This window comes from Nostoc sp. (assembly GCF_036917455.1).
Lineage (GTDB): Bacteria > Cyanobacteriota > Cyanobacteriia > Cyanobacteriales > Nostocaceae > Nostoc.
Genome location: NZ_JBALDK010000079.1, coordinates 3,422 through 28,834, shown reverse-complemented (window position 1 = coordinate 28,834; position 25,413 = coordinate 3,422). Strand labels below are relative to the sequence as shown.

General features: G+C 43.3%; 2 protein-coding genes. Both read right to left on the bottom strand.

What is annotated here, in order from left to right:
• Positions 1–76: 76 nt before the first annotated feature.
• Positions 77–14,215, bottom strand: a complete 14,139-nt coding sequence (locus tag V7K42_RS08780) for a non-ribosomal peptide synthase/polyketide synthase (protein ID WP_334915358.1) — start codon at positions 14,213–14,215, stop codon at positions 77–79.
• Positions 14,212–25,413: an amino acid adenylation domain-containing protein gene (locus V7K42_RS08775; RefSeq protein ID WP_334915356.1), complete on the bottom strand. Its 11,202-nt coding sequence runs from the start codon at positions 25,411–25,413 to the stop codon at positions 14,212–14,214. The genes V7K42_RS08780 and V7K42_RS08775 overlap by 4 nt, the downstream gene beginning before the upstream one ends.

The window sequence follows — 25,413 nt, the reverse complement described above, 5'->3', positions numbered from 1 at the left end:
ATAAACCCAGTCCCGGCGCTACTCAACGCCGTTACCATATCAAGGTAGTGTTCGTTGTGCGTGGCAAATTCCTTGCCTAATGCTTGTAAAATGACTTGGGTGTGCGATCGCTGTATTTGGCAAAGAAAGCTTGGAGTAGTTTTTCATCTACTTCCGGCCAGCGAATAGCGGTATTTGCAAGTCCATCAAGGGTATTTTGGCAATCAAATTTTAAGCTAGATGTTGCATTGGACTCTGAAGATGTATTGTCTCCAGCCAGCGATACAACTGAATACAAAGCATTGTCAGCAGAAATTTGGGTACTGCGAAGTAGTTCAGCTTGCCAATCTTCATAGGAAAGCTGTTGCAGTGGGTAGCCCAAAGAGCGGATGCAGTTAATAAATTGACTCCAAGGAGTAGAATCGGAATTAATTAAATGAAAGGCTTTGCCCAAAGATTCTGGCTGCTGCGACAGGTGGATTAAAGCTTTGGTGAGATAGTCTACAGGTGTAATTTCTACCATGCTGTTCATCTCTGGCGCACTTTTTAGTTGAATGCAGCTTTTGATGAATCTGTAAAACATATCATTTAAATTCCAAACGCCGGTTTGACTGTGCCATGTTATTCTACCAAGCCTATAGATACTGCAAGGCAAACCGCGATCGCGTGCCATCATTACCATCTTTTCTGCAACCCATTTACTTTGGGCATAGCCTCCCGGAAGTCCTTGACAGGATTCCAGAGGATCATTTTCTTGAACAACCTCTAATTTGAAATACTCATCTGAGGCAAAAACGCTAACAGTGGAAATGAAATGCACAGGCTTGATTTTGATTTGACTAGCTAATCTTAAGACCTCCTCAGTTCCCCGAATATTTGCTGCTTTTAACAAAGCGTATGGATAAACATGATTCACCAAAGCACCATTATGGTAAATCAAGTCAATTTTTCTAGCCATGAAGTGAAACTGTTCATCTGAAAGACCAAGAAGCGGTTGAGATAAATCTCCTAATACTGGAATAATCCGCGAGTTAAAAGATGCCTCCCAAAGTAAATAAGATTTCAGGGTTTCTTGGAGCCGTTGTTTACCTGCGGTAAAATTTGCAGCACGCACCAGACAATAGATATCTGCTTGAGTTTGTTGTAATAATTCAGCCAGCAAAAAAGCACCTACAAAGCCTGTTGCACCTGTTAGGAAAATAGCCGAAGGTTCACTTACAGGTTGATAAAGTAGGTTCCCAGGGTTAATTGTCTGGTCTAGGACAACTTCAGCTTGTAAATCTACGGTAGTAATTTTATTTGCAGTCACAGTAGAGTCTGCCCTAGAGGTAAACTCAATAGTCTGAGCAAGTTCAGCGACAGTTGGCGCAGTAAATAGGTGGCGCAAGGGTAACTTAATCTGGAAAGTCTCATTTACCTGGGACATCACCCGAATTGTGGAGAGTGAATGACCTCCTAACTCAAAGAAATTATCCAGAACACCCACCTGCTTTAGATGCAGTACATTAGCCCAAATATCTGCCAATACCTTCTCTACAGAGGTACGTGGTGCCACAAAACTCACTGCCTGGGTATTATGGGAATCAGGAATAGGTAAGGCTTTGCGGTCTACCTTACCATTGGGAGTTAAAGGTAAAAACTCTAACCTGACAAAAGCAGAGGGCACCATGTATTGTGGTAATTTTTCTTTCAAGAAAATACGTAACTCATTGATGGTTGGTGTTTGCTCCAACTGCGGCACAAAATAAGCTACTAAGCGTTTCTCTCCTGGAATATCTTCTCTCGCCACTACCGTATTTTCTCTAACTCCTGGATGCTGACTCAGTATTGCCTCAATTTCCCCTAACTCAATTCGGAAACCTCGGATTTTTATCTGATTGTCGATGCGCCCCAGGTATTCTATGTTTCCATCTGGTAGATAACGCGCTAAGTCACCAGTTTTGTATAGACGCTCCCCTGCTCCCTTGCTTCGACCAAAGGGGTTGGGGATGAATTTTTCTTGTGTTAATTCTGGTCGGTTGAGATAACCGCGTGCTAATCCTGCACCACCAACGTGTAACTCTCCTGAAACACCCACTGGTACTGGTTGTAAATTTTGGTCGAGTATGTATATCTGAGTATTAGAAATTGGGCGACCGATCAACATTTTTTGGTCGTTAGGATTGCATTTGGCGATCGCTACACAAATACTCGCTTCTGTCGGCCCGTAGGCGTTGATGAAATTTCTCCCCACACACCATTGCCGCATCAGTTCAATAGCACAGGCTTCTCCACCGACAATCAGTGTTTGCAATACTGGGAGTTCTTCTATTGGTAGGACTGCCAGTGCTGATGGTGGTAGGGTAATATGGGTAATCCCATCATCGCCTAATTTCTGAATTAACGGCGTACCCGGTAGTAGAGAGTCTTTTGTTCCTAGATAAAGTGTGGCTCCTGCCCCAAAAGCCATGAGGATTTCCCAGATAGAAGCATCAAAATTCAGGGAGGCAAACTGGAGTACGCGACTATCAGCATTCAAGCCAAAAGGCTGAATCTGAGCTTGAGCTTGATTGTACAATCCCCTATGCTCAACCATTACCCCTTTGGGTTTACCTGTGGAGCCGGATGTGTAAATTACGTTAGCTAGATGAGCAGCAGTCACCATCTTAGTAGGATTATCCTGTTTGTTTTGTAGAATTTCTGACCAGACTTCATCTAAGCAAACCAATTTTGCCTGATACTGAGGTAGTCGATCGACTAGATGCTGTTGGGTAAGCAGCACAGAAACTTGAGCATCTTCGAGCATTAAGCTCAAACGGTCTTGGGGATATTCTGGATCGAGTGGTACGTAAGCTCCACCTGCTTTAAGAATACCAAGTAATCCCACCACCATCTCTAAGGAACGCTCCACAGAAATCCCCACCAGCACATCTGCTCCCACACCCAAAGACTGCAAGTAATGCGCCAACTGGTTTGCACGACAATTCAACTCATGGTAGGTCAATTGCTGATTTTCAAACACCACTGCGATCGCATCTGGTGTACGCTCAACCTGCTCCTCAAATAACTGATGGATACATTTATCTATTGGATAATCTGCTTGAGTATCATTCCACTCAACTAATAACTGTTGCTGCTCAGATGCTGTTAACATTGGCAATTGCGAAATCCGCTCGCTGGGATTCGCCACAATTCCCTCAAGTAGAGTCACAAAATTACCTGTCATCCGCTCAATGGTGCAGCTATCAAACAAATTAGTGTTGTATTCCCACACTCCCACTAGTCCAGTGGGAGTGTTTTCCATTGATAAGGTAAGATCAAACTTTGCCGTGGAACTTTCTATTGGTAAGGAACTAACAGTTAACCCAGTCAACTCTATTTCAGACATGGGAGTATTCTGAAGAACAAACATTACCTGAAACAGTGGTGTATGACTCATGTCTCGTTCTGGTTGCAAAGTTTCTACCAGCATTTCAAAGGGCAAATCTTGATGAGCATAGGCGGATAGAGCCATTTCTCTCAGGCGCGGGAGTAATTCGTTAAAGCTGGGATTTTCAGACAAATCAGTCCGCATCACTAAAGTATTGACAAAAAAGCCAATTAATCCTTCTAGCTCGGTGCGATCGCGGTTAGCAATTGGTGTCCCCACTAAAATATCTGTTTGTCCCGTATAGCGGTAAAGTAATGTATTGTATGCCGCTAACAAGGTCATAAACAAAGTCACCCCTTGCTCCTGACTTAGTTTTGTCAGTTGTTGAGTTAACTTAACAGACAGAGCAAACTCTAGATTTGCGCCATTGAAAGTCTGCACAGCAGGTCTGGGTCTCAGGGTGGGTAATGGTAAGAATGTGGGTGCATTTGCCAATTGTTCTTGCCAGTAACTCAATTGGCTGTTCAGTACCGAGCCTTGCAACCATTGCTTTTGCCAAATAGCGAAATCTGCATACTGGATTGGTAGTGGTAACAAGGGTGACGGTTGACCTTGAGAATAAGCATTGTACAGCGCTTGTAACTCCTGGACAAACACACCGATTGACCAACCATCACTGACAACGTGGTGCATACACACTAATAACCATTGTTCTGTCTGTGACAGCACCAGTAATGTCGCTCTGAATAGGGCTTCCTCAGCCAAGTCAAAAGGTTGAATTGCTTGTTGTTGAACTAGTTGCTGTGCAGCTAGTTCAATTTCGGTTGTCGATAAATGCTGCAAGTCAACTACTTTTACTGTCCAATTTGGTGGTGTTTGAATGATTTGAGCAGCTTGTCCATCTACTGTGATGAAGTTAGTGCGTAATGCTTCGTGGCGATGAATAATTTCAATTAAGCTTTGTTCTAAGGCTGTAACTTCAAGAGTTCCCACTAAACGCAACCCGATGGGGATATTGTATAAGGCACTGTTCAGCTCCAACTGGTCTAAAAACCACAAACGCTGTTGAGCATAAGACAGTGGTATCTCTGCATTTTCTGCTCTTGACAATATGGGTGGTGCTGAAAGTTCTAAGTCTTGTTGCTGTAACCTTTGGATGTTTAACGCTAATTGGGCAATTGTTGGTGCAGCAAATAAGCTTCGCAAGGGGATTTCTACTTGGAAGTTAGTGCGGATGCGGGAAATGAGTTGCGTTGCTAGTAGTGAGTGTCCTCCTAGTTCAAAAAAGTTATCATGTCTGCCTACAAGCTCTACTTTCAGGACTTGTGTCCAAATCAGTGACAGAATTTCTTCGATGGGGCTGCGTGGGGCGACATATTTTTCTGATAATTCACTACTTGTCTCTGGTACTGGTAGGGCGCGACGGTCTATTTTGCCGTTGGGGGTAAGGGGTAGGGACTCCAGTATGACGAAGGCGCTTGGTATCATGTATTCTGATAGCTTTTCTTTCAGGAAGCTACGCAGAACGCTGATTTTGGGTGTCATCTGTGGCTGCGGTACGATATAGGCAACTAGGCGCTTATCACCCCTGATATCTTCGCGGGCAATGACGCAACATACTTGCACATCTTCATGTTGGCTCAGTACTGCTTCAATTTCTCCTAATTCGATGCGGAATCCCCGGATTTTTACTTGGTTATCGATGCGTACTAAATATTCGATATTACCATCTGGCAGATAACGGGCTAAGTCCCCAGTTTTATATAAGCGTTCTCCTCCTCTCCTTCCACTGAAGGGGTTTGGGATAAATTTTTCTTGTGTTAACTCTTTTGCGTTGAAGTAGCCTTGTGCTAATCCTACACCGCCGATATATAACTCTCCTGGTACACCCACAGGTACTGGTTGTAAGTTTTGGTCAAATATGTAGATTTGTGTATTGGAAATTGGGCGACCGATAGGGACAGTTGTGGCTGTGGTTGGTAAGTTTTCTACTAAATACCAAGAAGAAAAGGTGGTATTTTCTGTTGGCCCATAGACATGAAGCAATTGCTGTGGAGCGCCTTTTTCGAGTACCTCTTGCACCCATCTGGGGTCAACCGCTTCACCACCAAATAGTAGATATCTTAAAGAACTAAACGCTTGCGGTACAAAATTGGCTAACTGATTGAATAAAGCTGTGGTTAAGAATAAGACACTAACCTCGTGGTAGCGCATATTTGCAGCAAATTCTTTCGGGGTGAGCAATACAGATTTATTGATGATGACTAGCTTGGCTCCGTGAAGCAATGCTCCCCAAATTTCAAAGGTCGCAGCATCAAAGGCAATATTTGCCGCTTGAGCAACGCGATCGCTAGGAGATAATTGTACATAATTAGTGTTGAAGACTAGTCGATTTACAGCCTGATGGGTTACTGCTACTCCCTTGGGTCTTCCTGTAGAACCAGAGGTGTAAATCACATAACATAGGTTTTCAGGACTGACTGTACTGTTGAGATTATCTTGATTTGCGAGGGATATGCTCTGCCAGTTGCTGTCTAAGGAAACGAGACGCACCTGATGTTGCACAAGAGATTCTACTAATTTTTCTTGAGTCAACAGCAATGAAACTTGAGCGTCTTCTAGCATAAAATTTAGACGCTCTTCAGGATACTCTGGGTCGAGAGGTACATAAACTCCACCCGCCTTGAGAATCCCAAGTATTCCTACAAGCATTTCTAAAGAACGCTCCACACATATCCCCACCAGCACATCTGCTCCTACTCCCATCGAACGCAAGTAATGGGCTAACTGGTTAGCACGACAATTTAATTCGTGGTATGTGAGTTGTTGATTCTCAAACACCACCGCCACTGCATCCGGTGTACTCAAACACTGCTCTTCAAACAATTGATGGATACATTTATCCTGGGGATAATCCACCCATGTATCATTCCACTCAACCAATAACTGCTGTTGCTCAGATTCTGTTAATATTGGCAATTTGGAAATCTGCTCTTGAGGATTCGCCACAATTGCCTCAAGCATTGTCACAAAATGACCTGTCATTCGCTCAATAGTGCTGCTATTAAACAAGTCAGTGTTATACTCCCACCATCCTACTAGTCCAGTAGCGGTATTCTCCATTATTAAGGTCAAATCAAACTTTGCGGTAGAACTTTCTATTGGCAATGAACTGACAGTTAACCCAGTTAACTCTATTTCAGACATGGGAGTATTCTGGAGGACAAACATCACCTGGAACAGTGGTGTATGGCTCATGTCTCGTTCTGGCTGCAATGCTTCCACCAGCATTTCAAAGGGCAAATCTTGATGAGCGTAGGCGGACAGTGCCATTTCCCGAACATGAGTGAGTAGTTCGTTAAAGGTGCGATCGCCCAAAACTTCAGTCCGCATCACCAAAGTATTGACAAAAAAGCCAATTAACCCTTCTATTTCGGTGCGATCGCGGTTAGCAATTGGTGTCCCCACCAAAATATCTGTTTGTCCCGTATAGCGGTAAAGCAGGGTATTGTATGCCGCTAACAAGGTCATAAACAAAGTCACCCCTTGCTCCTGACTCAGTTTTGTCAGTTGTTGAGTGAGTTCAACAGACAGGGCAAACTCCAGATTTGCGCCACTGAAAGTCTGCACAGCAGGTCTGGGTCTGTCTGTGGGTAATGGCAAGAATGTGGGCGCGTTTGCCAATTGTTGTTTCCAGTAACTCAATTGACTGTTGAGTACTTCCCCTTGTAACCATTGCCTTTGCCATAAGGCGAAATCTGCATACTGAATTGGTAGTGGCAACAGGGGTGTACCCCTCTGGGGAAGCAAGCTACGCGTAGCGTCTCGTAGAGATGATTCACCTTGAGAATAGGCATTGTATAGTGCTTGTAGCTCCTGGACAAACACATTTATTGACCAGCCATCACTGACAACGTGGTGCATACACACTAATAGCCACTGTTCTGTCTCCGACAGTATCACTAATGTCGCTCTGAATAGGGCTTCATTTAACAAGTCAAAAGGTTGAATTGCTTGTTGTTGCACTAATTTCTGTGCAGCTATTTCTTGTTCAATTGTTGGCAGATGTTGCAAGTCAACAACAGTAACTGACCAATTCGTTTCTGTTTGGATGATTTGAGCAGCTTGTCCATCTACTGTGATGAAGTTGGTGCGTAATGCTTCGTGGCGATGAATAATTTCAATTAAGCTTTGTTCTAAGGCGGCAACGTTCAGAATTCCTACTAAGCGCAAACCAATAGGGATATTATATGATGGACTATTCGGCTCCAACTGGTCTATAAACCACAAACGCTGTTGAGCATAAGACAGGCGTAGTTCTGCATTGTTTGCCCTTGGTAATATGGCTGGTGCAGAAAGTTCTAAGTCTTGTTGCTGTAACCGTTGAATGTTTGGCGCTAATTCCGCAATTGTTGGTGCAGTAAATAAGCTCCGCAATGGTAATTCTACTTGGAAATTAGTGCGGATGCGGGAGATAAGTTGCGTTGCTAGTAGTGAGTGTCCCCCTAGTTCAAAGAAGTTATCATGTCTGCCTACAAGCTCTACTTTCAGCACTTGCACCCAAATTTGTGCCAGGATTTCTTCTATGGGTGTACGTGGAGCTACGTATTTATCTGATAATTTACTACTTGTCTCTGGTACTGGTAGGGCGCGACGGTCTATTTTGCCGTTGGGTGTTAGGGGTAGAGAATCTAGGGTGACAAAGTTACTTGGTACCATGTATTCTGGTAACTTTTCCTTGAGGAAGCTACGCAGTTGGTTGATTGTCGGTGTTATCTGTGGTTCCGGTACGATGTAGGCTACTATGCGCTTGTCACTCCTGATATCTTCGCAGACGATGACTACAGATGTTTGCACATCTTTATGTTGGCTTAGTGCTGCCTCGATTTCTCCCAATTCGATGCGGAAACCCCGGATTTTTACTTGGTTGTCGATGCGTCCCAGGTATTCGATATTGCCATCTGGTAGATAACGAGCCAAATCTCCGGTTTTATATAATTTACTCCCTCCTGCCCTACTTCGGCTCCTTTCGGCTCCGCTCAAGGCAAGTCGCTCAGTGAGATCCTGTCTCCGGTTACTGAGCGATCGCCTCCTGTCTCGTAGAGAAGCCGAGGTACTGCCTCCTGCCTTCTCAAAAGGGTTGGGAATGAATTTTTCTTGTGTTAACTCTGGGCGGTTGAGGTAGCCTGTTGCTAATCCTGTACCACCGATGTGTAACTCTCCTGGCACACCCACGGGTACTGGTTGTAAGTTTTGGTCGAGTATGTAGATTTGCGTATTGTCAATTGGGCGACCAATAGGCACAGTCTTCAAATTGCTCTTTGGTTGACATTCCCAGAAGGTGACATCAATTGCCGCTTCTGTTGGCCCGTAGAGATTATGTAATTGACATTTTAAAGAAGCAAAAAAGCGTTCCTGAAGTTCTAAAGGCAGTGCTTCGCCACTACAAATAACTCGCTTCAAGCTACTGCAATTTTTAATACTTTCTTCTTCTACGAAAATCTGAAGCATTGAAGGGACAAAATGCAGTGTAGTAACTTGTTGCTCTAGTATTAGCTTGACCAAGTAATTACTATCTTTATGTCCACCTGGTTTAGCTACAACTAAACGCGCTCCAGTCAATAATGGCCAGAAAAACTCCCAAACGGAGACATCGAAGCTGAAAGGAGTTTTCTGTAAAACGCAATCTATTTCTGTTAATTCATAAGCTTGCTGCATCCACAGGAGGCGATTGCAAATCCCTAGATGCGTATTTAGCGCTCCTTTAGGCTTTCCGGTGGAACCCGAAGTGTAAATCACATAAGCCAAGTTACTAGTTTGTATACCAGTGATGGGATTGTGCTGATTCGACTGGGGAATGATTTGCCAGTCGCTATCTAAGCAAACAACACGCGCTTGATGTTCAGGTAATTTCTCAACTAGATGCTGTTGACTCAGTAGCACGGAAACTTGAGCGTCTTCAAGCATAAAACTCAGACGGTCTTGGGGATACTCAGGGTCAAGTGGTACGTAAGCCCCACCCGCCTTGAGAATACCAAGTAATCCCACTACCATCTCCAAGGAGCGTTCCACACATATCCCCACCAGCACGTCGGCTCCCACTCCCAAATAGCGCAAATAATGCGCCAACTGGTTAGCCTGACAATTCAATTCGTGGTACGTCAATTGTTGATTCTCAAACACCACTGCCACTGCATCGGGCGTGCGCTGCACCTGTTCTTCAAACAACTGATAAATAAATTTATCTTGGGGATAGTCTACTTGAGTATCATTCCACTCAACTAGTAACTGCTGTTGCTCAGATGCTGTTAACATTGGCAATTGGTCAATTCGCTGTTGTGGATTGGCGACAATACTTGAGAGCAATGTCACCAAATGACCAGTCATCCGCTCAATGGTGCTGCTATCAAACAAGTCAGTATTGTATTCCCACCACCCCACTAGTCCAGTGGAAGTGTTTTCCATTCCTAATGTCAAATCAAACTTTGCCGTGGAACTTTCTGATGGCAATTCACTGACAGTTAACCCAGTCAACTCTATTTCAGACATAAGAGCATTATTGAGAACAAACATCACCTGGAACAGTGGTGTATGGCTCAAGTCTCGTTCTGGTTGCAATGCTTCCACCAACATTTCAAAGGGCAAATCTTGATGAGCATAGGCGGATAGAGCCATTTCTCTCAGGCGCGGGAGTAATTCGCTAAAGCTGGGATTTTCTGCCAAGTTAGTTCGCATCACCAAGGTATTGACAAAAAAGCCAATTAGACCTTCTGTTTCGGCGCGATCGCGGTTAGCAATTGGTGTCCCCACCAAAATATCTGTTTGTCCCGTATAGCGGTAAAGTAATGTATTATACGCCGCTAACAAAGTCATAAACAAAGTCACCCCTTGCTCCTGACTCAGTTTTGTCAGTTGTTGAGTGAGTTCAGCAGACAAGGCAAACTCCAGATTTGCGCCATTAAAAGTCTGCACAGCAGGTCTAGGTCTGTCTGTGGGTAGTGGCAAAAATGTAGATGCATTTGCCAATTGTTCTTGCCAGTAACTCAATTGGCTGTTCAGTACCGAGCCTTGCAACCATTGTTTTTGCCAAATAGCGAAATCTGCATACTGGATCGGCAGTGGTAATAAGGGTGAGCGTTGACCTTGAGAAAAGGCATTGTACAGCGCTTGTAACTCTTGGACAAACACACCCATTGACCAGCCATCACTAACAACATGGTGCATACACACTAATAACCACTGTTCCGTCTCCGACAATAGTACTAATGTCGCTCTAATTAATGTTTCCTCAGCCAAGTCAAAAGGTTGAATCCCCTGTTGTTGCACTAATTTCTGTGCAGCCGTTTTTTGTTCTGTTATCGATAAATGCTGCAAGTCAACAACTGGAACTGTCCAATTTGGTTGTGTTTGAATGATTTGAGCAGCTTGTCCATCAACTGTAATGAAATTAGTGCGTAATGCTTCGTGGCGATGAATAATTTCTAGTAAGCTTTGTTGTAGCGCGGCAACATTAAGAGTTCCGGCTAAACGCAACCCGAAGTGGATGTTGTATAAAGCACTGTTCGGCTCCAACTGGTCTAAAAACCACAACCGTTGTTGCGCGAATGACAGTGGTATTTCTGCATTCTCTGCCCTTGGAAATATGGGTGGTGCTGATAGTTCTATATTTTGCTGCTGTAATTGCTGAATCGATGATGCTAATTCAGCAACAGTTGGTGTGGCAAATAACGAACGCAATGGTAATTCTACTTTCAAGCTGGTACGCACACGGGAAATGAGTTGCGTTGCTAGTAGAGAATGTCCCCCTAGTTCAAAGAAATTATCATGTCTGCCTACAAGCTCTACTTTCAGGACTTGTTGCCAAATCAGCGCCAGTATTTCTTCAATTGGGGTGCGTGGAGCTACATATTTCTCTAATAATTCACTACTTGGCTCTGGTGCAGGTAGGGCGCGACGGTCTACTTTGCCATTGGGGGTTAGGGGTAAAGACTCCAAGATGACTATTGCCGAAGGAACCATGTATTCTGGTAGCTTGGACTTGAGGAATTGCCGCAGAACGTTTACTGTGGGTGTCTGCTCTGGTTGGGGGACGATGTAAGCAACTAGGCGTTTATCGCCAGGAGTATCTTCGCGGGCGATCGCACAAGATGCTTGTATATGCTTATATTGGCTCAGTACTGCTTCTATTTCTCCCAATTCAATGCGAAATCCCCGTATTTTTACTTGTCTATCGATACGTCCCAAGTATTCGATATTGCCATCTGGCAGATAACGTGCTAAATCCCCTGTTTTGTAGAGACGTTCTCCCCCCCTGCTCCTCTGCTCCTCTGCTCCCCTGCTTCTACCGAAGGGGTTGGGGATAAATTTTTCTTCTGTTAACTCTGGTCGATTCAAGTAGCCTCGCGCTAAGGAAACACCACCGATGTGCAGTTCCCCTGGTATACCCAAAGGTACAGGCTGTAAATACTTATCCAGGATGTAGATTTGCGTGTTGGCAATGGGACGGCCAATCGGAGGAAGTAGCGACCAAGTGTCCACCGAATTAGTCAGAGTAAAAGTGACGATCACATGGCTCTCCGACGGCCCATAATGATTGTGCAGAGTACAGTCACTTAGCTGACTTAGCCATTTAGAAATGGCGGGAGTAATCTGTAACTGTTCCCCAGCAGTAATGATTTCCCTCAAATTACTAGTCACTAATTCACTACTAACAGCTACCTCCGCTAGTTGCTGTAAAGCAACAAAAGGAACAAACAGTCTTTCAATAGCTTGTTCTTGGAGTAAACCTAATAAAGCCAAGGGTTCCCGGCGTAATTCCTCTCCAATCAACAGCAATGTGCCACCAGAACACCAAGTAGAAAACATTTCTTGAAAGGAGACATCAAAGCTGACAGGAGCAAATTGTAGGGTTTTTACTCCACTAGGAGAAATGGGCGAATTTTGCAGTTGCCATAATATAAGATTGCAAAGAGCAAGCTGATTCATGGCTACACCCTTTGGTTGACCCGTAGAACCAGAGGTGTAAATTACGTAACCCAAGTTATTTTCTTGCACGCCAGGGATGAGATTATCCTGATTTAACTGGGAAATAAGTTGCCAGTCGGTGTCTAAGTAGATGACACGCGCCTGATGCTCAGGTAATTTCTCAACCAATTGTTGTTGGGTAAGTAGCACTGACACAGCCGCATCTTCTAACATGAAGCGCAAACGGTCTTGGGGATACGCTGAGTCAAGTGGTACATAAGCGCCACCTGCTTTGAGAATTCCTAGTATTCCTATTAACATTTCTAGGGAGCGTTCTACACATATCCCCACTAATACATCTGGTTTTACACCCAAGGACTGCAAATAATGCGCCAACTGGTTAGCACGACAATTTAACTCATGATATGTCAGTTGTTGATTCTCAAAAACTACCGCCACAGCATTGGGTGTAAGTTCTACCTGCGCCTCAAATAACTTATAAATACATTTATCTTGGGGGTAATCTATCTGGGTATCATTCCAGTCAACTAATAGCTGTTGCTGCTCAGATTTTGTTAGTATTGGCAACTGGGAAATTTGTTGCTGAGGATTAGTAGCGATCGCCTCAAGCATTGTTCTAAAATGGCCAAGCATCCGGCTAATCGTTCCATCTTCAAATCGACTAGCATCATACATCACCCTCAGCGACAATTGCTCACCAGGGGAAACTAAAACCGTCAGTGGATAATTTGTTTGTTCAATCCACCTAAAATTTGAGAGGGAAAAATCTTTATTGCCTTGTAGAACATCAGCATCAACAGGATAATTCTCAAAAACAACAATACTCTCAAACAAAGATGTACCCCTGGGAACATCACTCAGCCCCTGAATCTCTACCAATGAGCTATAGGAAAATTGCTCAGACTCAATCTGTTGTGCCTGTAAATCTTTTAACAAACCCAGCAATTCAGTCTGCTCGGAGATTTGTACCCGCACTGGCAGAGTATTGATAAATAACCCCACTATCGACTCTACACCAGCAAGTTCAGGCGGACGACCAGACACAGTTACACCAAAAACCACATCTGTTTCTTGGCTGTAGCGAGATAGTAACAATCCCCAAGTCGCCTGCACCAAATTACTCATCGTCAATTGATGCTGTCTGACAAAAGACACCACTGCTGCTGTCGCTGACACAGTTAATTCAATTTGTTGTTCACTATGGCCAGAATGCTGCTCTCGCATTGACAATGGTTTATCCACTGTCAAAGGAGTTGGTGTAGTAAAACCTTGGAATTTTTGCCGCCAAAATTTCTCAGCTAAATCTCGATTTTGTTGCTGTAACCAAGAAATATAGTTGCGGTAGCTGACAGTTCCGATGTTGGATAAACTTTCACCGTGAGAAATTGCTTGATAAAAATCTAACAGGTCTTTGAAAACCAAAGGTGACGACCAGCCATCAAGTAATAAATGATGATGACACCAAACAAACTGATAAGTATTTCCATCCAACTGGATTAGATGTAGGCGCATTAATGGCGCTTGCGATACTTGGAACCCCTGTTGTCGCTCAGAATCTAGAAAAATTTCTAATTGCTGTTGCTGCTCTTGCGTAGATAAATCTCGCCAGTTGTATGTTTCGACCGTCACATTCACCTGTCGATACACCACTTGAACTGGCTGGCTCAAAGACTCCCACAGGAAAGCTGTGCGGAAGACGGGATGCCGAGCTACCACTTGCTGCCAAGCTTGCTCAAAGATTTTTACATTTAGGTTTCCCGTCAAAATGCAAGTTATCTGCTCAAAATATACACCTGAGTCTGGAGCATACAAGCTTTCAAACAGCATCCCTTCTTGCATAGGAGATAAGGGATAAATATCTTCAATATTTTGCCGATTAGTTTTGCTAAGTTCTAGTTTCATAAATTTTGTAATATTTGATCGAGTTCTAGTTGATTAAGGTTGATTAATGGAAAATCTGTTGGTGTATAACCTGCATTTTCTGGTGATAAACAATGAGCAATTAACTCCTGCAATATTTCGACAAATTCTTGGGCAAGATTCTCAATTGTTTCGTGCTGATGGATATTGCTGCTGTATGTCCAATCTATTTGCAGTTGTTCGTTGATAATAATGGCATTAATATCTAGCAAATAATGGCGCTGACCTTGTAAACTCTGGCTGTTTCCGCTAGGCTCATTAGCTATTTGCATCAGAGATGATGTATTAACAACTTGAGCAAATTGCCCCAAATAATTGAAGCTAATTTCTGCTTGAGGAATTCTCTCTAGTTGGGCGCTAATTTCTGCATCAACATTCAAATAACGCAATAAGCCATAGCCAATACCTTTATTAGGAATTTCACGTAATTGTTCCTTGACAGATTTTAAAGCAGTACCAAGATCATCTATGATTCCCAGTTCTACAATTACTGGGGAAATCGTTGTAAACCAACCAACAGTCCGTGATAAATCTAGACCATCAACGATCTCTTCCCGTCCATGACCTTCTAAGTTGAATAACACTGACTCAGAGTTAGTCCATCTGCTCAACACCAGCGTTAGGGCAGTTAATAAGATATCGTTAATTTGTGTTTTATAAGCTTTCGGTACATCTTGCAGGAGTGCTTGGGTTTCTGCTTCGTTTAATGACACTGATACTGTCTTAGCCGATGCAGTAGTATTTATTCCTTGTCCATAATCTACTGGGATGGAGTCAACTGCATCGTAATATGCATTCAACCAATAATCTAGTTCTGTTTTCAAAACTTCTGATTGAGCATACTCTGTCAACTGTTGCGCCCAATCTTTGAAGGATGTGGTTTTGGCAGGTAGTTTAATAGCTTCGCCTTGACTTAGCTGTTGGTAAGCTGTCTGCAAATCTTCTAACAATATCCGCCAGGACACACCATCTACTACTAGGTGGTGAATTACTATGAGTAATCGTGCTTTTTTGTCAATACCCAGCCAGAAAAATGCTATTTGCACGATATTTTCTGACAGATTTAAACTTGCCTGTAATTCACTGGCTTTGGTTTCAATGACAGTTTCTATCTCTGTTTCTGGAACTGTCGATAGGTCAAAACGGGAGATAGTAATATTATCTGTTGGGTCAGCATGAGTTTGCTGCCATATTGTATCTGTTTGGGTGAATCTTAGGCGTAGAGCATCGTGATGTTTTAGTAGTTGCTCCCATACTTTCTCTAATATTTCTAAGTTGAGATTGGATGGTACCGTGAGTAAAAATGATTGATTAAAATGGTGCTTTTCTGATAACTTTTGTTCAAAAAACCAGTGTTGAATTGGTGTTAGGGGTAATGTCCCTATAACTAATTCTTGTTCTATTTGCAACGTTTTTGTTGTGCCTGCGACTGTGGCTAATTGAGCGATCGTTTGATTGGCAAATAGTTGTTTGACTGTTAGTTCTATTCCGGCTAGTTTTGCTCTGGTGATGATTTGAATGCTGAGGATCGAATCTCCACCTAGTTCAAAAAAGTTATCGTGTATGCCTATTTTCTCTATTCTTAATACTTGCGCCCAAATTTGCGCTAATTTTTCTTCAATGGGGGTGCGCGGTTGCACTATATCGATTTCTATTCCTGTGCGTGCTTCTGGTTCTGGTAGGGCGCGACGGTCTATTTTGCCGTTGGGGGTTAGGGGTAGAGATTCTAGGATAACAAAGGCACTTGGTATCATATATTCTGGTAGCTTTTCTTTGAGGAAGCTACGCAGTTTGCTTACTGTGGGTGTTATCTGTGACTGGGGTACTATGTAGGCGACTAGGCGTTTATTTCCGGGAATATCTTCGCTAACGATGACACAACATACTTGCACATTTTCATATTGGCTCAGTGCTGCTTCTATTTCTCCTAACTCAATGCGGAATCCCCGGATTTTCACCTGATTGTCGATGCGTCCCAAGTATTCGATATTGCCATCTGGTAGATAACGTCCTAAATCCCCAGTTTTATATAATTTACTCCCTCTGGTCGTTGAGCGAAGCTGAACCGATGCCTTTTCAAAAGGGTTAGAGATAAATTTCTCTTGTGTTAATTCTGGGCGGTTGAGGTAGCCTCTTGCTAATCCTGCACCACCAATGTGCAGTTCCCCTGGTATGCCCACAGGTACTGGTTGTAAGTTTTGGTCGAGTATGTAGATTTGTGTATTGTCAATTGGGCGACCAATAGGGACAAGTTGTGGATAAATCTCACGCTGGCAATTCCAGAAAGTTGCATCAATACAAGCCTCTGTTGGCCCGTAGAGATTGTGCAAATTTACATCTAGCTTACTTAATAAGCTTTCTTGCAGAGTAACAGGTAAGGCTTCACCGCCACAGAATACGTGTTTGAGGGAGTGACAAGTTTCGATTCCTCCTTGTTCTAAAAGCATTTGCAGCAAAGATGGAACAAGTTGAATAGTAGTTACCTGCTGCTCCCCAATTAACTTTATGAGATAAGCACTGTCAGTATGACCTCCCGGTTCAGCTATTAACAACTGTCCACCTGCTAACAATGGAGCGTAGAATTCCCAAACTGAGGCATCAAAGCCAAAGGGAGTTTTTTGTAGTACTTTGTCTTTTTTAGTCAGGGGGAATGTTGCTTGCATCCAGAACATGTGGTTGCAAAGGTTACTGTGAGATAGTATTACCCCCTTGGGTTGACCAGTAGAGCCAGAAGTATAAATAACATAAGCTATGTTACTAGCTTGCACCTCAGCAATTGGATTCTCCTGGCTAAAATTAGCGATCGCAATCCAGTCTTGATCTAAGTGGACTACACGCGCCTGATGTTGAGGAAGAGACTCAACTAAATGCTGTTGGGTAAGTAGCACAGAAACTTGAGCGTCTGCGAGCATGAACGAGAGACGGTCTTGGGGATACTCAGGGTCAAGTGGCACGTAAGCACCACCCGCCTTGAGAATACCAAGTAATCCCACCACCATTTCTAACGAGCGTTCTACACATATCCCAACCAGCACATCCGCCCCTACACCCAAAGACTGCAAGTAATGGGCTAATTGGTTAGCACGACAATTCAACTCGTGGTACGTCAATTTTTGATTTTCAAACACCACTGCGACTGCATTGGGTGTGCGCTCAACCTGCTCCTCAAACAACTGATGTACACATTTATCTATTGGATAATCTACTTGAGTATCATTCCACTCAACTAATAACTGCTGTTGCTCAAATATTGTGAGTATTGATAATTGAGAAATGCGCTGTTTGGGATTAGCAACAATACCTTCTAGCAGTGTTACAAAATGCCCCGTCATCCGTTCAATAGTGGACGCATCAAACAAGTCTGTGTTATACTCCCATCCTCCCACGAGTCCAGTGGTAGTATTCTCTATTGCTAAAGTTAAATCAAACTTGGCGATCGCACCTTCTATTGGTAATGAACTGACACTTAACCCAGTCAACTCTACTTCTATGGGAGCATTCTGGAGGACGAACATCACTTGGAACAGTGGTGTATGACTCAAATCGCGTTCTGGCTGCAATGCTTCCACCAACATTTCAAATGGCAAATCTTGATGAGCATAGGCTGACAGCGCCATTTCTCGAATGCGGGGGAGTAATTCATTAAAACTGGGATTTTCAGATAAATCAGTCCGCATCACCAAAGTATTGACAAAAAAGCCAATTAACCCTTCTAGCTCGGTGCGATCGCGGTTAGCAATTGGTGTCCCCACCAAAATATCTGTTTGTCCCGTATATCGGTAAAGTAATGTATTGTATGCCGCCAACAAAGTCATAAACAAAGTCACTCCTTGCTCTTGACTTAGTTTTGTCAGTTGTTGAGTGAGTTCAGCAGACAAGGCAAACTCCAGATTTGCGCCATTAAAAGTCTGCATAGCAGGTCTAGGTCTGTCTGTGGGTAGTGGCAAAAATGTAGATGCATTTGCCAATTGTTCTTGCCAGTAACTCAATTGGCTGTTCAGTACCGAGCCTTGCAACCATTGTTTTTGCCAAATAGCGAAATCTGCATACTGAATCGCCAGTGGTATTAAAGGGGACAGTTCACCTTGAGAATAAGCATTATACAGTGCTTGTAACTCTTGGACAAACACACCTATTGACCAGCCATCAGAGACAACGTGGTGCATACACACTAATAACCACTGTTCTGTCTCGGATAGTATTACTAATGTTGCTCTGATTAATACATCCTCAGCTAAATCAAAAGGTTCAATAGCTTGTTGTTGCACTAATTTGAGTGCAGCAATTTCTTGTTCTATTGTCGATAAATGCTGTAAGTCAACAACTGTAACTGTCCAATTCGTCTTTGTTTGAATGATTTGAGAAGCTTGTCCATCAACGGTAACAAAGTTGGTGCGTAATGCTTCGTGGCGATGAACAATTTCAATTAAGCTTTGTTGTAGCGCAACAACATTAGTAGTTCCTACTAAACGCAACCCGACAGGGATATTGTATGAGGCACTGTTCGGTTCAAACTGGTCTAAAAACCACAAACGCTGTTGAGCGAACGATAGTATTAATTCGGTATTTCCTGTCCTGGGTAATATGGGCGGTGCAGCAAGTTCTAAGTTTTGTTGCTGTAATTGCTGAATTGATGGTGCTAATTGGGCAATTGTTGGTGCAGCAAATAACGAACGCAATGGTAGTTCTATTTTCAAGCTGTTACGCACACGGGAAATGAGTTGCGTTGCTAATAGTGAGTGTCCTCCTAGCTCAAAGAAGTTATCATGTCTACCTACAAGCTCTACTTTTAGGACTTGTTGCCAAATCAATGCTAGTATTTCTTCGACGGGGGTGCGCGGAGCTACATATTTATCTGATAATTCACTACTTGGCTCTGGTGCTGGTAAAGCGCGACGATCTATTTTGCCGTTGGGGGTTAGGGGTAAAGACTCCAGGATGACTATTGCCGAAGGAACCATGTAGTCTGGTAACTTTTCCTTGAGGACACTACGCAGTTCGCTAATTGTGAGTGTTACTTGTGGCTGCGGTACTATGTATGCTACTAGGCGCTTGTCATCCCTGATATCTTCACGGGCTATGACACATGATGCTTGCACATTGGGATGTTGGCTTAGTACTGCTTCAATTTCTCCCAATTCGATGCGGAATCCACGGATTTTCACCTGATTATCGATACGCCCCAGGTATTCGATATTACCATCTGGTAAATAACGAGCCAAGTCTCCTGTTTTGTATAAGCGTTCTGCTCCCTTGCTTCTCCCAAAGGGGTTGCAGATAAATTTTTCTTGTGTTAATTCTGGACGGTTGAAGTAGCCTCTTGCTAATCCTGCACCACCGATATGTAACTCTCCTGGTACACCCACAGGTACTGGTTGTAAGTTTTGGTCAAGTATGTATATTTGCGTATTATCAATTGGACGGCCAATAGAAATCAAGCTCTCATTGGATTCGAGTTGAGATACCGATGACCAAATAGTAGCTTCTGTTGGCCCATAAAGGTTCCACAAAGAGGCGCTTTTGGCAAGTAATTGATTAACTAGATCCCAAGGTAAAGCTTCACCGCCGCAAAGTATTTTTAGATCGCTAAATTGGTAGTTGGAGTCTAAAAGCAATCTCCAAGTAGCTGGAGTTGCTTGCATAATTGTTGCCTGAGACTTAACTAGCAAGTCAAATAACTCTCTTCCATCAAGGGTCACGTCACGACTCGCTATGACCAAACACGCACCTACAGTTATGGGCAGAAAAATTTCTAAAGCAGCAATATCAAAGGCAATAGTAGTGATTGCAAGCAGTGTATCTTGTTTTGTGATTCCTGGACGCTGCTGCATGGCAGATAGAAAATTGCTCACAGATTTATGTGAAATCTGCACGCCTTTGGGCTGACCTGTAGAACCGGAAGTATAAATCACATAAGCTAAGTTACTAGCTTGGACATCAGCGATACCTACGGTAAGCTGCGCTAACGCATTTTCTTGAGTCAACTGAGAAATCAACTGCCAGTCAGTATCCAAGTTTACAAGCTGCGCCTGACACTCAGGTAATTTTTCAACTAAATGGTGTTGACTCAGCAGCACTGAGACTTGAGCATCTTCCAAGATAAAGCGCAAACGCTCTTGGGGATATTCTGGGTCAAGTGGTACGTAAGTCCCACCTGCCTTGAGAATGCCCAATAGTCCTACGACCATCTCTAAAGAGCGCTCCACACAAATCCCAACTAGCGCATCTGCTCCCACACCCAAGGACTGTAAATAATGCGCCAATTGGTTAGCACGAGTGTTCAACTCTTGGTATGTCAGTTGTTGATTTTCAAACACCACTGCTATTGCATCGGGTGTTCGTTCTACCTGTTCCTCAAACAACTGATGAATACATTTATCTTGGGGATAATCTACTTGAGTATCATTCCACTCCACTAATAACTGTTGCTGCTCAGATGCTGTTAATATTGGCAATTGGGAAATCCGCTCGCTGGGATTTGCCACAATTGCCTCAAGCAGTGTCAGAAAATGACCAGTTATGCGCTCAATGGTGCTGCTATCAAACAAGTCAGTGTTGTACTCCCACCACCCAAAGAGTCCATTGGGAGTGTTTTCCATTGTTAAAGTTAAATCAAACTTTGCCGTAGTAATTCCTATCGGCAATCCACTGACACTTAACCCAGTCAACTCTATTTCAGACATGGGAGCGTTCAGGAGAACGAACATCACTTGGAACAATGGTGTATGGCTGAGATCCCGTTCTGGCTGCAATGCTTCCACCAACATTTCAAAGGGTAAATCTTGATGAGCGTATGCGGATAATGCCATTTCTCTCAGGCGCGGGAGTAATTCGTTAAAACTGGGATTTTCAGATAAATCAGTCCGCATCACCAAAATATTGACAAAAAAGCCAATTAGACCTTCTAGCTCGGTGCGATCGCGGTTGGCAATTGGTGTCCCTACCAAAATATCTTCTTGTCCTGTGTAGCGGTAAAGCAGGGTATTGTATGCCGCTAACAAAGTCATAAACAAAGTCACCCCTTGCTGTTGACTGAGCTGCAACAACTTTTGAGTTAACTCAACAGACAGAGTAAACACATGATATGAGCCATTGAAAGTCTGCACAGCAGGTCTGGGTCTATCTGTGGGTAGTGGCAAGAATGTGGGTGCATTTGCCAATTGTTGTTGCCAGTAATTCAAGTGGTTTTGTAGTACTTCCCCTTGCAACCATTGTCTTTGCCAAATAGAGAAATCTGCATACTGAATCGGCAGTGGCAACAGGGGTGACGGTTGACCCTGAGAATAAGCATTGTACAGCGCTTGTAACTCCTGGACAAACACACCGATTGACCAGCCATCACTGACAACATGGTGCATACACACTAATAACCACTGTTCTGTAGGAGACAGCATCACTAATGTCGCTGTGATTAATGAATTATTAGCTAAGTCAAAAGGCTCAATTGCTTTTTGTTCCAGTAATTTCTGTGCAACCGTTTTTTGTTCTGTTACTTCTGCTGAGGTAGAGGCTGCGCCAACGGCTTCGCTCAGTACAAGTGTGGGTAAATGCTGCAAGTCAACTACTGTTACTGTCCAATTCGTTTGAGTTTGAATGATTTGTGTTGGCTTTCCATCAACAGTAACAAAGTTGGTACGTAAGGCTTCATGGCGATCGATAATTTCTTTTAAACTTTGTTCTAAGGCTGCAACATTAAGAGTTCCTACTAGACGCAAACCAATGACGATACTATATAAAGCACTGTTCGACTCTAACTGATCTAAAAACCACAAACGCTGTTGAGCATAAGACAGTGGTATTTCTGCATTCTCTACCCGCTTTAAGATGGGTGGTGCTGACAGTTCTATATCTTGCTGCTGTAACTGCTGAATCGATGGTGCTAACTCGGCAATTGTTGGTGCAGCAAATAAGCTTCGCAATGGTATTTCTACTTTCAATCTGCTACGTACACGAGAGATGAATTGCGTTGCCAGTAGGGAGTGTCCCCCTAGTTCAAAGAAGTCGTCATGTCTGCCTATAAGCTCTACTTTCAGGACTTGTTGCCAAATTGATGCCAGGATTTCTTCAATGGGGGTGCGCGGAGCTACATATTTCTCTAATAATTCACTACTTGGCTCTGGTGCTGGTAGGGCACGACGATCTATTTTGCCGTTGGGGGTTTGGGGTAAAGATTCTAAGATAACGAAGGCACTTGGTACCATGTATTCTGGTAGCTTTTCTTTGAGGAAGCTACGCAGAACGCTGATTCTAGGTGTCACCTGTGGCTGCGGTACGATATAGGCTACTAGGCGCTTATCACCCCTGATATCTTCACGGGCTATGACACATGATGCTTGCACATGAGGATGTTGGCTCAGTGCTGCTTCGATTTCTCCCAACTCAATGCGGAATCCCCGGATTTTTACTTGGTTATCGATACGCCCCAGGTATTCGATATTACCATCTGGTAGATAACGCGCTAAATCCCCCGTTTTATATAATTTTGAATTTTGAATTTTGAATTTTGAATTGTCAAAGGGGTTAGGAATAAATTTTTCTTGTGTTAATTCTCTTGCGTTGAGATAACCTCGTGCTAATCCCACACCACTAATGTGCAGTTCTCCTGGTACACCAACGGGAACTAGTTGTAAGTCCGAGTCTAAGATGTAGATTTGTTTGTTGGCAATTGGACGACCAATGGTAACTTTCTCGTCCCCTGGAGTACATTTTGCCACTGTGGCACAAACACTCGCTTCTGTCGGCCCATAGGCGTTGAAGAAGTTTCTTCCTGTAGACCATTGTCGCATCAGTTCAATAGGACAGGCTTCTCCAGCGACAATGATTGTTTGTAATGTTGGCAGTTCTTCTTGTGGCAGGACTGCCAGTGCTGATGGTGGTAAGGTGACATGGGTAATGCGATCGTTCTTTAATCGGTCAATTAAAGGCACACCCGGCATGAGAGAGTCTTTTGTTCCTAAGTAAAGTGTTGCCCCCGATCCAAAAGCTATCAAGATTTCTGATATGTAAGCATCAAAACTGAAGGAGGCAAACTGGAGAACTCGACTATTACCAGACAAGCCAAAAGTCTGAATCTGAGCTTGAGCTAAATTGCACAATCCACTATGCTCAACCATTACCCCTTTAGGTTTGCCTGTGGAGCCGGATGTGTAAATTACATTCGCTAGATGAGTAGGTGTTACTACCTTAATAAGGTTATTCTGTTTGTTTTGCAGAATTTCTGACCAGACTTCATCTAAGCAAACCAATTTTGCCTGATACTCAGGTAGTTTATCGAAGAGTCTCTTTTGACTCAGTAATACGGAAACTTGAGCGTCTTCAAGCATGAACGAGAGACGGTCTTTGGGATACTCAGAGTCAAGTGGTACGTAAGCCCCACCCGCCTTGAGAATACCCAACAGTCCCACGACCATCTCTAAAGAACGCTCTAGACAAATACCCACCAGCACATCGGCTCCCACTCCCAAAGACCGCAAATAATGCGCCAACTGGTTAGCCTGACAATTCAATTCATGGTACGTCAATTGTTGATTCTCAAACACCACTGCTACTGCATTTGGTGTACGCTCTACCTGCTCTTCAAACAATTGATGGATACATTTATCCTGGGGATAGTCTACTTGGGTATCATTCCACTCAACTAATAACTGCTGTTGTTCAGCTTGTGTCAACAAAGGTAATTGGTCAATTCGTTGCTGAGGATTTGCTACAACTGCTTCAAGCATTGTTACAAAATGCCCCATCATCCGCTCAATGGTGCTGTCATTAAACAAGTCGGTGTTGTAATTCCATGTACCTTTGAGTGAGCCTGGGGCCTCAAGAATGGTTAAGGTTAAATCAAATGCAGCCCCTTTAGTCTCTGGAATCATCGATTCCACAATCAAACCATCACTATCTATGAGTGACACTTCTGTGTCATTCTGGTCGTAGCTATCCCAAGCAAAGGCTACCTGATAGAGTGGCGAAAAACTGGGGTTGCTGACAGGTTGCAGTCGCTCCACCAGCAGGGAAAAGGGATAATTTTGATGCTCTAGGGCATCTAACACACAAGAGCGCGATCGCCCCAGCAACTCTTGAAAAGTAGGTTTTCCCGAAAGGTTTCCTCGCAAGACCACAGGATTAGTAAAGTGACCCACAATCTTTTCAAACTCTGAACGGCTCTGATTCACCATTGGAGAGCCAATTAAAATATCTTCTTGATTGGTATAACGCAGTAATAGTATTTGTAATGCTGTTAATAAAATTATGTAAAGAGACGTATCTTCTCTCTTTGCTAATTTTGTAAGCAATTGCCGCAGTTTTTCTTCAACAGTAAAAAAGCTGGAAGCACCATTATAGGTTTGGGTCTGAGGTCTTGGGCGATCTGTCGGTAAATTTAGCAATGGCAACTCACCAGATAGTTGTTGCTGCCAATAAGCCCACAAACGCTCACCTTCTAAAGTAGCGAGCATTTGCTCTAACCAGTTGACGTAATCTTGATACTGATAGTTTTGTGCTGGTAGTTGGGCTGCTACACCTGTGATAATTGCTTTATATAAGGCTCTCAATTCACTGATCATGATTTCTAAAGACCAGAAATCCCCTACTATCTGATGTAGCGTGATTAAGAGAATATGTTCTTTTGTTGGTAATTTATCAGTTTTAGTATGGTTAATTAATAAATCAAAGCGCAATATCGAACCCTGTTCTAAATCGAAGGAGCGATCGCTCTTTGGAGAAAGCCATTTATTTACATCATCTTGGCCAAGATCGAAAGTTTCTTGGATGCTAAAGTCAACTTGCTGGTTTTCATGAACTGTTTGCACAGATTCCCCATCAATGGTCGCAAAGGTAGTCCTCAAACCTGGATGCCTTTCAAATAGGGCTTGTGCTGCTTGCTTCAGGGCTGGAATATCCAAATTTGTGACTAATTTTGCTGCATAAGTGGCGTTATAAGCGGTATTGCTAGGTGCTAATTGATATAAAGACCAGAGTACCTGTTGACCGTGAGAGAGGGGATAAGTTGCAGCCTGATTACTACTCTGGGATAAAATTCGGATAATTTCCGGTTTATATTGTTCAATTTCCCCCAATAATTCAGAGGTTAGTGATTTTTTAGCCGATCGATAGCGCAGTTTTCCTCCATCAATCCAGAGTTCAACATTATTTGCTGAAAGTTTTTCTAAAAGCTCTGTTAAATTCAT

Coding starts and splice junctions, on each gene's coding strand:
- V7K42_RS08780 (WP_334915358.1), bottom strand. CDS start 14,215: ATGAAACTAGAACTTAGCAAAACTAATCGGCAAAATATTGAAGATATT.
- V7K42_RS08775 (WP_334915356.1), bottom strand. CDS start 25,413: ATGAATTTAACAGAGCTTTTAGAAAAACTTTCAGCAAATAATGTTGAA.